Consider the following 15,205-nt stretch of genomic DNA (forward strand, 5'->3'; position numbering starts at 1 on the left):
ATGGAAGTCGGCAGCGAAACATATTTATCTATAAAACGGAGCATAACTGCTATGTTGATGCAGCTTCCTAGAAAATCTTACAGTTCTCAATGAAAGGTTTTTTAGAAGCTTGCCAATTTCATGGCGGACCAAGCAAATTGATACAATGACAGCAGGACGAAAAATATGAAATGATGTTTAATGATTGACAGCCGCGCCATAAACTAATAAAATTGGATTGAAAATTCGGAATTTTTAGGAGGGGACCAAATGGAGAAATTTGAGAACTACAATAAAAGCTATATTAACGGACAATGGGTTGAAGGAAAAAGCGAAAGCATATTTGAAGATGTTAATCCTTACGATAATTCCCTCATCACAAAAGTGCGTTTAGCAACAAGAGAACAAGTGCAAGAAGCATTTGAAATCGCTCAACAGGCACAAAAAAAATGGGCGAAATCGTCTGTTGAAGAAAGAAAGGAAGTTATTCGAAAAGCAGCAGAATATTTAAAGTCTCATCAGGATGAAATTGTAAGCGTTATCACTCGTGAGACAGGCGGAACTGTTTTAAAGGCGAATGTAGAATTGCACTTGACGCTGGAGGTTCTCGAAGAAGCCTTGAACTATGCAGGAGCCATACATGAAGTCAAGGAAGTCCCAAGTGCAATTGAAGGGAAAGTGAACAAAATTTACCGTCTTCCGCTCGGAGTGATTTCATCAATATCACCGTTCAATTTCCCGATGAATTTATCGATGAGAACAATCGCTCCTGCGATTGCATTAGGAAACAGCGTTGTCCATAAACCGGATATACAGGTAGGTCTTGTTGGAGGCTCGATCATTGCGAAAGCATTTGAATATGCCGGACTTCCAAAAGGAGTCTTCAACATGATTTTAACCGATATTCCTGAAATCGGTGATGAAATGTTGACAAATCCGATTCCGCGCTTAATTAGTTTTACCGGCTCCACCGCCGTTGGCAGACATATCGGTGAAATTGCTGGCCGCAATTTGAAACGGGTTGCGCTGGAGCTTGGAGGCAACAGTCCGTTTGTCGTGCTGTCGGATGCCGACGTAGACCAGGCAGTGAACGCCGCTGTTTTCGGCAAGTTTATCCACCAAGGACAAATTTGTATGATCGTCAATCGCTTTATCGTTCATAAAGATCATTACGATGAATTTGTGGAAAAATTTGTTTCCAGAGCAAAATCTCTTCCTTATGGGAACCCTTCCGATCCCAATACAGTCATTGGACCATTAATCAATGAAACGCAGTTGAAAAAAGCTTTAAGCTACATTGAAGAAGCTAAGAAGGAAGGCGCAACACTTGTCTTAGAAGGGAAAAGAGAAGGAAACGTCCTCACTCCATTTGTCTTTACGAATGTCAAAAATTCAAGCAAGCTCGCACAAACAGAAGTTTTTGCGCCCATCGCGACAATCATTAAGGCTGAATCAGATGAAGAAGCGATTGAAATGGCCAATGACACCGAATATGGTTTAAGTTCTTCTATTTTCACCAGCGACTTGAATAGAGGGGAACAGCTTGCGTTGTCCATTGATTCAGGCATGACCCATATCAATGACCAAACAGTCAATGATGCTCCAAATATTCCATTCGGCGGAAACAAAGGAAGCGGTTTAGGACGTTTCGGAAATCCATGGGTTGTCGACGAATTTACCGTGACAAAATGGGTTTCAGTTCAAGAAAAAGAGCGTCAATTTCCGTTTTAATGATGACAGGGGCTGTCCAGAAAGTCAAAATCCACTGAAAACGAAACATCATCATAAGCATTGATATATCAGTGTTTCTAAAACATTAAAGGGGCGTCTATAAGCCGGAAAATCGACTTATTAGACAGCCCCGATTTATTGTAAGAGGAATTTTGGACGAGGAAATTCCTTTTGGGGAATAAGCGATAGTTCTAGAGAAAAATATAAAAATACATCCTCTTTATAAACGAAAACAATTTCATGAAGGCACCTCTCATGCTATCTGATTTTTTATTAAAACGAATCTTACCAATTTTTGAATTTTATTGTCCACTCTTAAGTATGCGGTCAGCTTTTGCAGAAAATTGTGTTTCACGACTTGATAGAGTTGAATCTTTGTAAAAAAACTAGAAAGATGAATCATTTGCTTTTTATACCTGTAACGGGTATAATGTATACAAACGAAAGAGGGGAGGGGTGTCAGTGACAGAAAATGAAAAACATGATCACGAGAAAATAATGGTTCCTAGAACTTCTGATGAAATAGACAAGCTTTTAAAGAGGCTGAAACGGATTGAAGGGCAGGTTCGCGGGGTACAAAAAATGATTGAGGACAATCGTTATTGCATTGATATTTTAGTCCAAATTTCAGCCATTCAAGCTGCGCTGCAAAAAGTAGGTTTCAACCTGTTGGAGCGGCATGCCAGCCATTGTGTTGCGAAAGCGATCAAAGAAGGAAGCGGTGATGAGTCGATTCGTGAGCTGATGGATGTGATCAAACAGTTTTCTAAATAAGAGGTGGAACAAATGAGCGAACAGAAGCTTGTCACATTAAACATTACCGGCATGACATGTGCTGCATGTTCCGCGCGCATTGAGAAAGTGCTGAATAAAATGGACGGAGTAGAGGCAACTGTCAATTTAGCGATGGAAAAAGCAACTATTCATTATAACCCTTCGAAACAAAATCTTTTAGACATCCAGCGGAAAATTGAACAGTTAGGTTACGGCGTCGAATCGGAAAAAGTAACATTGGATATTGAAGGCATGACGTGTGCCGCATGCAGTGCACGTATTGAAAAAGGGCTGAAAAGAACGGAAGGCGTTGTAAATGCGACTGTCAATTTAGCGACAAACAGCGCTGTTGTGGAATATAGGGAAGGCGTTGTTTCGGTTGAAGATCTTTTAGAGAAAATAAAAAAGCTTGGTTATAAAGGACAAGTTCGGGACGAGACTACCCATCAATCGGATCGAAAAAAAGAACAATTGCATCATAAAAAAAGAAAGCTTATTGTTTCTATTTTATTATCACTTCCTTTATTGTATACAATGATCGCCCATTTACCGTTTGAAACGGGGCTTGCGGTGCCGGATCTGTTTATGAATCCGTGGTTTCAGCTGTTGCTGGCAACACCTGTTCAATTTTATATCGGCGGCTCATTTTACACAGGAGCTTACCGGGCTTTAAGAAACAAAAGCGCAAACATGGACGTGCTCGTGGCGCTCGGCACATCAGCAGCCTACTTTTATAGTTTGTACGAAGCGATCAAATCAATCGGCCGTTCCGATCATATGCCGCATCTATATTTTGAAACGAGCGCAATCTTGATCACCCTAGTGCTCGTTGGAAAATATTTTGAAGCGATTGCAAAAGGTAGAACGACAGAAGCTATTTCCAAGCTGTTAAGCCTGCAAGCGAAGGACGCGCTGGTCATCCGTGACGGGAAGGAAGAATGGATCCCGCTGGAGCAAGTAAAAGTAGGGGATGAGATAATCGTAAAGCCCGGAGAAAAAATTCCAGTCGATGGAACGGTCATTTCTGGAATGTCTTCTGTCGATGAATCGATGATCACAGGTGAATCTATCCCGGTTGAGAAAAAAGTAGGGGATGCAGTAATTGGCTCCACAATCAATACAAACGGCCTTTTAACAATACGGGCAGAAAAGGTTGGGAAGGATACCGCTCTTGCCAACATCATTAAAATTGTTGAAGAAGCGCAAGGATCGAAAGCGCCAATACAGCGAATGGCCGATGTCATATCCGGTATATTCGTTCCTATTGTTGTAGGCGTTGCGATCGTGATGTTTGCTGTTTGGTATTTGTTCATAACGCCATATGATATGGCAAGAGCGTTAGAAGTAGCGATTTCTATTCTTGTCATCGCCTGTCCTTGTGCACTCGGATTGGCGACGCCGACATCGATCATGGTCGGATCAGGAAAAGGGGCCGAAAACGGGATTTTATTTAAAGGGGGAGAGCATCTAGAAGAAACACATAAAATCAATGCGGTCCTCCTTGACAAAACGGGAACGGTAACAAAAGGAAAACCGGAAGTGACCGATTGTATTGAATTAAAAACAGGCATGCTTTATTATGCCGCTTCTGCTGAGAGCGCTTCTGAACATCCGCTTGCCCAAGCAATTGTAGAATTCGGTAAAGCACGTTCCATCAACATACAAAAGCCGGAGCATTTTAAAGCCGTGACTGGACATGGCATCGAAGCCAAAGTAGATGGAAAACATATACTTGTTGGCACAAGAAAGCTGATGAAAGAACGGTCGATTGCAACTTCAGCCCATGAAGAGAAAATGGTGAAGCTTGAATCAGAAGGAAAAACAGCTATGCTAGTTGCAATTGATGGGGAGCTTTCCGGCATCATCGCTGTCGCTGATACTATTAAAGAAAGCTCAAAAAAAGCCATTCAAACATTGAAGGAAATGGGAATCAACATATTTATGGCAACGGGAGACAATAAAAGAACAGCGGAAACAGTAGCGAAGGAAGCGGGGATCGGGCAAGTATATGCTGAAGTGCTTCCGGAGGAAAAAGCGAAAATCGTGGAGGATCTACAAAAGCAAGGATATCGTGTAGCGATGGTTGGAGACGGAATGAATGACGCACCCGCTCTAGCAGTTGCCGACATCGGCATGGCGATCGGAACCGGGACAGATGTCGCCATCGAAACGGCTGACGTCACCTTGGTCGGAGGCGATTTAACACACATTCCAAAAGCGATTTCCTTGAGCCAAAAAACGATGAAAAACATTCGGCAAAACTTATTTTGGGCTCTTTTCTACAATTCAATCGGCATACCAGTTGCCGCCCTTGGCCTCTTGGAGCCTTGGATCGCCGGAGCAGCGATGGCACTCAGTTCAGTTTCCGTTGTCACAAACGCTCTGCGTTTAAAACGAATAAAATTGTAAAGTATTTGCAACGATTTAATCTGAATATCTTAAAATCATACTAAGGAGGAAATGAAAATGAATCTTACATTTCAAGTAGAAGGAATGTCTTGCAATCACTGCAAAATGGCTGTTACAAACGCTCTAAAAGAGCTGGACGGTGTCGAAAAGGTCGAAGTATCACTTGAAAAAGGAACTGTTGAGGTAGAATATGACGACAAAAAAGTAACAGTTGAAAAAATGAAAAACGCCATTGAAGATCAAGGCTACGATGTCAAGTAACCATCCTCTCCTAAAAGGGGATGGTTTTCCTTTTGCTAGTTCTATATGAAGAGCTTCAATGCCTCAAAAGGTTGAAAAGAAGAGTCAGGCTATTACAACCTCTTTCCTTCTATAGATATAAATATTAACTATTTGTCGTTTGATGTCAGCATGCCCCTTTCCTTCTTCTATTATTAAATACTAACTGATAGAAAGTAAACTATTGATTGCTTGATCTGTCCAGCAAGCATATGATCTATCCGACTTTTAAAGTTTGCGAAATGATTGAACGAATCAATGAGAAAATCGGCTGTCAAGCAGGTAAATTGAATATGTAATTTTGCATAATATTTTACAGAAGTTGGATTAATAATAGAGAGCTTAATTATGCTCGCAGACTGAAAAAATGTTTAAATTTTTAAGCGAACTCATGTTATAATTGTTTCAACACTTGTCATTTTGCGAGGCAGAATGCAAAACTCTGAACAACCTTTGGAGTTTCTTTCCCAAAAAGTTTTAAAAGGTTGGATATCTCCCAATTTGATAAAACAGTCAAAAACAGGAATTCAAAATCAGCTTGCCAACAATAAATTATTAGAATATTCGGAAAATATACCGTGTATTTGACGAACTTTTGCACGATAAAACCTAATCATTGTCAGTTAACTCAAAGGAGCAGCATTTGCTGCATACATAGTAAAGTAAAGAAGGAGGATTTTTATTGGAAACGATTCAAAAGATGTTTGAGCACTTGCATTGGGCGAACGAGCGTATATTAGACACTTTGCAAAAGATTGAAGGGGAAAATAATGGGGCGCTGCGCTTGTTTTCGCATATTCTTTTAACTGAAAAACTATGGTTTACAAGATTACAAGGATTGGACAGCTCACACATTGCGATTTGGGAGGATGTACATATAGATGCCTGTGCAGAACTTGCAAAACAAAATGAACAGAGCATTACATCGTTTTTGAAAAATTTGACGAATCGTGATTTAGACAACATTGTCACTTACAAAAACAGTAAAGGAATCGAGTTTCAAAATACATTAAGGGAAATTTTAACTCATGTCGCTTTGCACGGACATTACCATCGAGGACAGATCAACTTGAGACTGCGATCTGAACGGCATGAACCAGTGAACGTTGATTTTATCACATTTGTAAGATAAGCGCCAAGACAGTTTGCCAAAATTATGTTTATTGTTCATAAATGAAGCAAATAGGGGATGAAATCAGGTATGGCAAATGTAGGTTCTATTATGACTTGGACGTTTTATGAAGAGACAGATGTTCCAAAAGAAGTGGAGGAAATTTTAATTGAAGGGGAAACTGCGGAAGCTGCGTATAAAACGGTTCGAGATGTTGCGGTCGTGACGAACAAAAGAATAATCATTGCCGATCGTCAAGGAATTACAGGTAAAAAAGTGGAAATCTACACCATTCCATTTAAATCGATTGTCATGTATTCTTCTGAAAATGGAGGAAAGATTGACCTTAATGCAGAACTCGAACTATGGACTAGGGCAGGGAAATTCAAATTATTATTAAATAAAAAAGTGAATATTCGGAAGCTTGATCGAATCATTGCAAGTCATATTCTGTAGTTGTACTCTTTAAATCAAAAGAATTTTTATATTTTACAAAAATAAATAAATATAACATTTACAATGCTGCACTAAGAGATTTTTGAATCAATAGGTGCAATAAAATGCAAAGATTGTTAAGAACATTTAAAATTGCTTCTATGAAATTTTTCATATAGAATGATTGTTTGAGAGCAATAGCACCTATAAAATTTCTTAAATCTCGGTGCTTTTTTTGTTTTTTCAATACTAGGATGAAGCTTTAAATTCCGCTTTTTAATAAAAGTATCCCGCTTATCTGCAAAGTTCTTTGGCATATTACTCCACCGTCTTCAAAAAACAGTTTTAATATTTTACTAAAAAAACTGTTCCGTTCTGTTCAAAATGGTTCCACAGAGTAAAAATAATTGTCTAACCTTCTTTATTTGTTTATGATGTAAGCAAATAAGATAAGGTGTGTGAAACATGGAAGCTTTGTTTAATTGGGAGTTAGTGATTTCATCTGTCGTCATGGCAATCATTGCTTCTTTTTTTTCTGTTCACATGATTCAGAACATACAGGTGTCTACTGAAAAGGATAAGTGGTTATACATAATGTTAGGAACGATATGGGTAGGGTTAGGAATTTGGTCGATGCAATTTATTGACATGCTCGGTGATGATTTATATTTGATTGCAACGTATTACACCGTCTATATGTTATTATCTTTTTTGCTAGGGATCATTGCATCATTCGCTGCTTTTTCCATGAAAGATAAACAAAAAAATGTTTCTAATGCAGCGGCGATTTCGATTGTAGTGGGTTTAAGTATTTTTGTAATATATTATATTGGTATAAAATCATTGAAAGGGAATGAATATGACGGATTTTATTCCGTTCTTTCTAACTTAATCGCTTTTGTTTTAGCGGGAGCAGTGATTGCCTTTTTCCATCACAATAAGCGATCTCAAAAGCTTCAAATGAAAGCGATCATAATACCTTCAATTGTTTTGGGATTGGGTATTTTCATTTTTCAATACACGGTAATGAATGAAATAAAAAAAGCTGGATTATTCATATATGAGCAGATTTATTCGGTTTCTACATTGCTGGCAAATCAACTTCTCCTTTCAATCATCATGATTTTTATGATTTTTGCATTTGTTCAAAAAGAAAAAAACAAGCTAGAAAGAAAGTTTGAAACAACAAATCTATATTACGAGTCATTGATTTCGTATAATTCGTATATCGTTTTCATCATTAATATCGACGGAATGATTACGAATATAAATCCTAAAGGATTAGAAATCTTAAAAGCAAAAAAAGAACAAATGATTCATCAATCGATTTTTTCGTTTTTGCCTCAAGACGATGCCGAAAGGGTAAAACAGAAAATGAATCGTTTGTTGGAGCATAACGAAAATGAAATGGAAGTTTCGTTTAAAAATAGTAAAGGTGAATGGATTCCTTTACTTTTAACGTTTGTCCCTATGATCGTTGAAGGAAAAAATGAAGGTTTTTTCGTCATCGCCAAAGATATGAAAGAATTAAAACAATATCAAAAACGACTTCGAAAAATGCAGAAAGATTTAATGAATACATTAGAACGCCAGCAAGGAATGACATTTAAGTTCGTCAAAATAAACGATCAGTTTATCCATACGTTATGTGCAGGGGAATTGCTCTATAAACTTGGCTATTCTCCCCATGAGATTATTGGAAAGGATTTGCGGGATTTTTTGCCGAAAGAAGTCGCTGAAAGGCAGCTTCGAGCTTATCAGAAAGCCTGGAATGGCGAGATTGTCCATTTTGAGGGAAAGCTGAACGGATATGATTACTTGGCTGTGTTAAGTCCGGTTATAGAAAATGGAAAAGTTGTTGAAGTCATCGGTTCTTGTGTAGACATAACCGTCAGAAAAGAGCAGGAAATGAAATTAAATGAGTCGAATGCACTAAGACGGACGATTATTGACAATCTGCCAATCGGAATTGTTGTGATTGATCATGAAATGAAGATTATCGCCTTAAATAAGACGATATTGAAAATTTTTCAAATCAATGAGCCAATAAAACAGCTGATTGGGAAAAACATCACAAATTATTTTCCAGCCGTTGGCCGAAAGGTTGAAGAGAACACAGGGGAAGTATCAAAGATTTTCACGCCCTATAAGCATTTCTCTGATGAAGTGAACATCAAAAATAGTAAAATCTTGAAAAGAAGTTATTTTCCTTTTTATATGGACGGGAAACTGAAAGGCCATTTATGGACGTTTGAAGATATAACAGAACAAAAGAAGATGGAAAACAGCATTATTCAGGCGAAAGAAGAAGCCGTCAAAGCCAATATGGCGAAATCGGAATTTTTATCGAAAATGAGTCATGAATTAAGAACGCCGTTAAATGGAATCCTTGGTTTTTCTCATTTGTTGGAACTAGATAAAACGTTAACGGAGCAGCAGCAAGCATTTGTGGAAGAAATTTTAAAAGGAGGCCGCCATTTATTAAATTTGATTAATGAAATTTTAGATCTTTCCAGAATTGAAACAGGAAAAATAAAAATTTCAAATGACGAAGTACAAATTGATTCGGTCATATGTGAATGTATAGCATTGATGAAGCCAGCGGCAAACAAAAAAAGGATCAAAATCATCAAAAGCATTGATCAGTGTGTGGATCAAATGATCCACATTGATTCGTTAAGATTAAAACAAGTCATTTTAAATTTGTTAGATAACGCGATTAAATATAATGTTGAAGGTGGACAGATCCATATAACCTGTAAATGTCAAAACGGATTTCTAGTTATTCACATAATTGATACCGGAATCGGGATATGCGAAGAAGAATTGAAAAAAATATATGAACCTTTTTATCGTATTCAACATGTGCAAGTTGAAGGAACCGGTCTCGGACTTTCACTTGTAAAACAACTGATAGAGCTGATGAACGGGGAATTTGGGGTTGTTAGCAAAATAGGAGAAGGAAGTGACTTTTGGATTAAACTGCCTATGTTGAATCGAGAAACGAATCATGCTGTTAAGAAAGATCTAGAACACAGGCAGCACCATTAATATATATATATAAACTGTTTTCTATGTTTACGGAAAATGCCGCATGAGTTATGGGAAAAATGTTATTTTGTTCAAATAGGTTAAAAGAGTTCCGTTTAATGTTGGAATTTAATGACTGATCGTTCAGTTGCCTTGTTACAAAGTGTTTTGCAATATTCAATATGCAAAAGTAAAAGGTTTGATGAAAATCAAAGCTTTTTTCATTCCAGTGATAATGAAAACCTTTTCTTAAGCAAAAGATACCATCTTGTGGAAATACAGGAAATGAGAATTATAAAAAACTTTATTAGACGAACACGTCAAACTTGCCGGCAATGTCGAAAAAGCAGAAGAATTTCATACTTGAACAGGAGGCTTGCTAATCATAGCAGCTTCTTTTTTTCATAAATACAATTTCCTAGTTACAAAATCATGAATACAAGACAATGACGATTCTGAAGCTTTTCCTTCTGGATTCAAACTTCTGCTAAAAAAAATGAAATAATTTTAGTATGATTATTTAGTCATAGGTCTTTTTTGCTATTGTTTTTAGTTCAAAAGAACTATTTGGGCAATATTTGTAAGTTTGAATAAAAAAGTCGTAAAATGTCGGATTTTTGACATATTCTGTCCTCTATCATTTTTCTTAAGTCAAAATACGTTCCTCTCATGCTGGAGGCTGGTTAGACAATAAGTTGGAATACAGTTACATTGAACATAGAACAAAAATATCATAAAACATGGCAAGGGAGGGAAAAGATGAGAAACAGTGCAGCCAATAAAATGGAATCAGTTTATCAACCGATTTGGGATTTAAATAATTGGAATGTATTTGGATATGAGGCATTTTTAACCTTTCCAGATGGCCAAATGGACATAGAAAAAATATATGAACTGGCACGGGGAAAAGGATGTCTTTATGAACTGAACATAAAGGCGATATTAAATGCGATTACGTGTTTTCCGATTGAACGTTTGGATGATTCATTAATATTCGTCAATCTTTTCCCTTCCACACTCATTCATCATCAATTCGAAAAATTTGTCGAGCGGTTATTGAAACAATATCCTCAAATACAAGAAAAAGTTGTATTTCAAATAAATCATACACCAAGTGAAAAGCATATATGGGACTTGCCAGATTTAAAAGATAAAATAAACATGTTAAAGAAAAACGGTTTTGATGTAGCATTATATGGCGTTGGAAATGGAACGGCTGTGTTACAACAAATTGTTGATTTTTCAGCAAGCTATATTAAACTTGATCGGCATTTTACTAAAGAATTATATCGTTCTAAAGAAAAACAGCACATTGTCTCGCTTTTAGTGCAATATGCAAAACAACAAATCACTATTATCTTGGAAGGAATCGAAAAGGAGATGGACTTAGCTAAGGCAAAATTGTTAAAAGTTCCTGTTGGCCAAGGAAATTTATTAGGAAAACCAGAAAAATCAGCCGTCCACACCATTGAAGATATTTTTCGATAAGCACTCCGACAGATGAATGAACATGTTTCTCCTGAATTTTATATGGAGAGGTAGATGCAAATGAATCAGTCAGTTTTAGCGAAAGGAAAAAACATACAGGAAGCGATCGAACTAGGTTTGAGTATTTTAGGGACTGATAAGGAGAAAGTTTCGATTGAAATCATCGAAAAAGGCGGCAAAGGATTTTGGAAAATTGGTTCTAAACAGGCGATCGTCAGATTAACAAAGCTGGATGATCAGGAAACATCTTCTAAGCAAAGCTCTATAAAACAGGATCCCTTAGAACAGATCATTGATTCGTTAGAAATCGAATCATTTGCAAGCTCTGAACCAATAAAAGAAAATTCATTAGAAGGTAAAGTGTGGATAAAAGATGGAAAATTATATTGCCAGCCAGCTTCAAATAAATACCCGACCGTTACTGTTGGAAAAGGAATAAAGTTGTATAAAAATGGTCAACTCATTACCGGAACAACCATCGTAACTGAAATGGATGAGTATAAAATTCAAACGGATGAAGTTGTAACGGAAGGTAAATGGGATATTACGATCGACTCTGACAAGCTGCATGTTTTTTTACAAATAGAACCAGGGTATCGAAAAACGTATAAAGTGAAAGATATCGAACCTAGTGAGCATATTGTATTAGAAGGAGAAGAAATTGTTGAAACGATTCCAGCAGTTGATTACAATCAAATTTTAAAAAAACTGGAAGAGCTGCGAGTTATTCATGGATTTAACCATAATGAGATTATTAAAGCAATTCATACGGACCGGCCAGGAAAATTTACAATTGCATCTGGCATGAAACCAAAAGAAGGGGAAAATGGAAAAATCGAGCTTCTCGTTGATTTAAATAAAGGAGCAAAAGTGAAAGAAAAAGAAGACGGAACCGTCGATTTTCGTGAAAAACAGGAGTTTCCTTCAGTTGAAAAAGGGCAGGTCATTGCTATTGTACATCCTCCTGTCCCTGGAATACCTGGAATTACGGTTACGAACGAACCTTTACCACCTAAACCGACATATCCGCTTACGATTCAGCCGGGAAAGGGAATCGCTCTTATCGAGCAAGGTAAAAAAATTTTAGCTACAGAAACGGGGCGTCCTCTCATTGAACAAAGGGGATTAATCGTCAGAGTATCTATATTGCCAAAACTTGTACATTCTCATGATGTGAATTTATTATCAGGAAACATTCGTTTTAAGGGTGATCTGGACGTTCTTGGCAATGTGGAAGAGGGAATGGTTGTAGAGGCGGATGGAAACATTTTGATTCAAAAAAATGTATATGGAGCTACAATTTCATCGAAAAATGCCATTGTCGTTCATGGAAGCTTTATTAAAAGCACAATCTCAGCAGGAAAACAAAATATTTATTCATCCGAGCTCATTCGATTATTAACAAGTATTCAAGAACAAATGGATCAATTGATCAAATCCATTTATCAAGTCATTAAGCTCCCTGCATATAAAATGTCAGACTATTCATCAAAAGGATTACAGCCGTTAATAAAAATTTTGCTTGAAAAAAAGTTCAATAATTTGCTTACGCTTGTAAAGCAATATATTGCGACCTGCAATAATGGGAGTCATATTTTAGAGCTGGAATGGCTAACAATTAGCGAACAGTTAAGACTATGTTTCCTTTCACCTGCTGTAAATGAATACCATACGATCGAAAAAATCAATCAGCTCATGCAAAAAATAACTGAACTGTTAGAGCGGCAAAAAAATGAACAAGATGATCACTGTTTTGTCAAACTAAAGTATGCTCAAAATAGCACCATTTATTCCCGAGGGGACATTTTTATAACTGGACAAGGCTGTTTTAACAGCAAAGTGTATGCTGGTGGAACGATCGCCATAAAAAATGTCCTCAGAGGTGGGGAAATATTTTCCGAAAAAGAGGTCATGGTGAGAGAGAGCGGTTCAGAAAGCGGGGTTATGACAAAAATCAGCGTGCCAAGCAATGGAAAAATTATCATTGATCATGCCAATGAAGGGACAATCATCGAAATAGGAAAAATGAAGCATGTGTTTCATGAAGGGAAAAGAAACATAATAGCGAAATTAGATAAAAATGGAAATCTTGTATTTTAGCGACATAAAAACAGTTGACGTTTGAAAAGGACGTGCCGTTTATTAAAAGATTTTTCAGCAAAACGAACAGGCATGATTTAGAAAGGAAGAATTTTTGTATGTTTTCTTATAGCCTCGATCAATTGAACGAAAAAGCATACGTCCGGTTTGTCGGAGATTTAGATATTGAAGTCGCGGAATTAATGGAAACAGAAATTATTCCGGCTCTGCAAACCTATACAAATATTGAGTTTGATTTTCAAGAAGTTCCTTTCGTTGATTCCACCGGGATTGGACTGTTATTAAATTTAATCGAGACAGTCAAAAAGAATGGGTTGGATGTTCAAGTGAAAATAAAAAACGTTCAACCTTTAGTGAAAGATGTATTTGATATGCTCCAATTAGATAAAATTTTAGGAGAAAATGTATTTGTATAGGTATTACGATAATGAAGTGGGATGAGAGCTATTTTAGAAGCAGAAAACATCATGTAGACAATGCAGTATTGGTAGAAATCAGCAAAACAGCCGATTTCTACCTTTTGATATGTAAAAAAATACTAATATTAGCATTTTGTGTATTTTACAGATTGTTGAGACTGAGTTGTGAGCCCGGGGAAAAATCAAATTTTTTCTATAATGTTTCTGTTAAAATAATTTTTATTTCAAATTGGCATCCCGGTGGTTTTATATCGGGAAAAGATTTGAATTGCAGAACGATCCTTGCAAGAAATCGACGCATTTCAACTTTTTCGCAGCTTGCAAGCATCTTTTCGGCGACAAAATTTGATTATAATGAAAAACTTATTTTATGAAAATATTTATGTGAAGTTCATAAAGCAAAACGGCTTTTCAGCATTTTAAGTACTTGGATAAACATCGAAGACGCTGTCTGCATCATGGAGACATCCAACAAGGAAAGATGCCGGTTTCATCCGTAATTCATGCTTTCCTTTTGAAAAGGAACATCATCATCCATGCAGAATACACAATAAACTCAAAAAGACGGCACGCAAACTAGAGCAACGAGGTGGAGATTTATGGAGAAATACAAACTGATTATTGCAGATGATGATCACCCTTCAAGACTGATTTTATCCCATTTTATTCAATTGTTCCCCCAATATGAAATCGTCTGTGAGGCAGCTGACGGAGAAGAATTAATTCAACGATTTATGAAGAAAATTCCTGATATTGTTTTAGTTGATGTCGATATGCCGAAAATTAACGGAATGGAAGCTATGAAAATATGTAAAGAAATCCATCCGTCCTTGCAAGTCATCTTTACAACTGGGTATGATGAATTTGCTGTTGAGGCATTTAATCTGTCTGCTACAGATTATATCGTAAAGCCAATTGAACGGACTCGATTATTTACGGCGCTTGAAAAGGCGAAAAAAGCGATTGAAATAGAGAAAAAATTATTAAACAAGCATCCATTTAAAGAGATTAAAAAGCTTTCGATTAAATCGAATCAAACCTTTCATTACATCTCATCGGACGACATCCTTTTTATTGAGAAGAACGGAAGAAAAACGGTGTTTCATACTGCAGAACATCAACACGAAACAAACGAATCCCTGCAAGAAATAGAAGGGAAATTGCCTTGTAATTTCTATAAAACTCATCGTTCCTATATTGTTAATTTGAAAAAGATCATAAAAATTGAACCACAAGGCGAAACGTATGCCGCCCATTTTTCTGGAAGCGATAAAGTTGCCTACATTTCGAAATTGAAAATACAAGAGGTGCACGGATTGTTAAGGGCATGATATTTGCAAGGGAGAAGTTCTAAAATGGATTTTTTCTTTTTTATATTGAAAAAGCTTTAAAAATTATTCGGGGATTTTTCATTCAATTCGTAAAATATGTCTGACCCGAGTTTTTAAAA

At 36.8% G+C, this 15,205-nt stretch carries 11 protein-coding genes; all 11 read left to right on the top strand.

Annotated elements, in window-relative coordinates; all coding sequences use genetic code 11:
* Positions 1–249 precede the first annotated feature (249 nt).
* The 11 genes from NST97_RS02845 (at position 250) to NST97_RS02895 (ending at position 15,086) form a co-directional block, all read left to right on the top strand.
* Positions 250–1,710, top strand: coding sequence for an aldehyde dehydrogenase family protein (locus NST97_RS02845; protein ID WP_341342902.1), 1,461 nt, complete (start codon positions 250–252; stop codon positions 1,708–1,710).
* Between the two features lie 498 nt (positions 1,711–2,208).
* Positions 2,209–2,484, top strand: coding sequence for a metal-sensing transcriptional repressor (locus tag NST97_RS02850; protein ID WP_063389602.1), 276 nt, complete (start codon positions 2,209–2,211; stop codon positions 2,482–2,484).
* 12 nt (positions 2,485–2,496) lie between these two features.
* Complete coding sequence (locus tag NST97_RS02855; RefSeq protein WP_130157246.1) at positions 2,497–4,893, top strand: heavy metal translocating P-type ATPase; 2,397 nt, start codon at positions 2,497–2,499, stop codon at positions 4,891–4,893.
* 57 nt (positions 4,894–4,950) lie between these two features.
* A complete protein-coding gene (copZ, locus tag NST97_RS02860; protein ID WP_066246633.1) occupies positions 4,951–5,154 on the top strand; it encodes a copper chaperone CopZ in 204 nt (67 codons plus the stop codon).
* A gap of 700 nt (positions 5,155–5,854) precedes the next feature.
* A complete protein-coding gene (locus NST97_RS02865; protein WP_063389576.1) occupies positions 5,855–6,304 on the top strand; it encodes a DinB family protein in 450 nt (149 codons plus the stop codon).
* Positions 6,305–6,373: 69 nt separating this feature from the next.
* Positions 6,374–6,739 (top strand): PH domain-containing protein, encoded by a 366-nt coding sequence (locus NST97_RS02870; protein WP_063389575.1) that lies wholly within the window; start codon positions 6,374–6,376, stop codon positions 6,737–6,739.
* 444 nt (positions 6,740–7,183) lie between these two features.
* Positions 7,184–9,769, top strand: coding sequence for a PAS domain S-box protein (locus NST97_RS02875; RefSeq protein ID WP_341342903.1), 2,586 nt, complete (start codon positions 7,184–7,186; stop codon positions 9,767–9,769).
* A gap of 738 nt (positions 9,770–10,507) precedes the next feature.
* A complete protein-coding gene (locus NST97_RS02880) occupies positions 10,508–11,236 on the top strand; it encodes an EAL domain-containing protein (RefSeq protein WP_066246638.1) in 729 nt (242 codons plus the stop codon).
* A gap of 60 nt (positions 11,237–11,296) precedes the next feature.
* Positions 11,297–13,336, top strand: a complete 2,040-nt coding sequence (locus NST97_RS02885; RefSeq protein WP_144597023.1) for a FapA family protein — start codon at positions 11,297–11,299, stop codon at positions 13,334–13,336.
* A gap of 98 nt (positions 13,337–13,434) precedes the next feature.
* On the top strand, positions 13,435–13,752 hold the full coding sequence (locus NST97_RS02890; protein WP_063389572.1) for an STAS domain-containing protein: 318 nt from the start codon (positions 13,435–13,437) through the stop codon (positions 13,750–13,752).
* A 602-nt stretch (positions 13,753–14,354) separates the two neighbouring features.
* Positions 14,355–15,086, top strand: coding sequence for a LytR/AlgR family response regulator transcription factor (locus tag NST97_RS02895; RefSeq protein WP_063389570.1), 732 nt, complete (start codon positions 14,355–14,357; stop codon positions 15,084–15,086).
* Positions 15,087–15,205: the final 119 nt, after the last annotated feature.

This window comes from Aeribacillus sp. FSL K6-1305, from assembly GCF_038050115.1.
Classification (GTDB): Bacteria; Bacillota; Bacilli; order Bacillales; family Aeribacillaceae; genus Aeribacillus; species Aeribacillus composti.

What these genes read in the sequence shown, in the direction of transcription:
- NST97_RS02845 (WP_341342902.1), top strand. Translation starts at nt 250, where the DNA reads ATGGAGAAATTTGAGAACTACAATAAAAGCTATATTAACGGACAATGG.
- NST97_RS02850 (WP_063389602.1), top strand. Translation starts at nt 2,209, where the DNA reads ATGGTTCCTAGAACTTCTGATGAAATAGACAAGCTTTTAAAGAGGCTG.
- NST97_RS02855 (WP_130157246.1), top strand. Translation starts at nt 2,497, where the DNA reads ATGAGCGAACAGAAGCTTGTCACATTAAACATTACCGGCATGACATGT.
- copZ (WP_066246633.1), top strand. Translation starts at nt 4,951, where the DNA reads ATGAATCTTACATTTCAAGTAGAAGGAATGTCTTGCAATCACTGCAAA.
- NST97_RS02870 (WP_063389575.1), top strand. Translation starts at nt 6,374, where the DNA reads ATGGCAAATGTAGGTTCTATTATGACTTGGACGTTTTATGAAGAGACA.
- NST97_RS02875 (WP_341342903.1), top strand. Translation starts at nt 7,184, where the DNA reads ATGGAAGCTTTGTTTAATTGGGAGTTAGTGATTTCATCTGTCGTCATG.
- NST97_RS02880 (WP_066246638.1), top strand. Translation starts at nt 10,508, where the DNA reads ATGAGAAACAGTGCAGCCAATAAAATGGAATCAGTTTATCAACCGATT.
- NST97_RS02885 (WP_144597023.1), top strand. Translation starts at nt 11,297, where the DNA reads ATGAATCAGTCAGTTTTAGCGAAAGGAAAAAACATACAGGAAGCGATC.
- NST97_RS02890 (WP_063389572.1), top strand. Translation starts at nt 13,435, where the DNA reads ATGTTTTCTTATAGCCTCGATCAATTGAACGAAAAAGCATACGTCCGG.
- NST97_RS02895 (WP_063389570.1), top strand. Translation starts at nt 14,355, where the DNA reads ATGGAGAAATACAAACTGATTATTGCAGATGATGATCACCCTTCAAGA.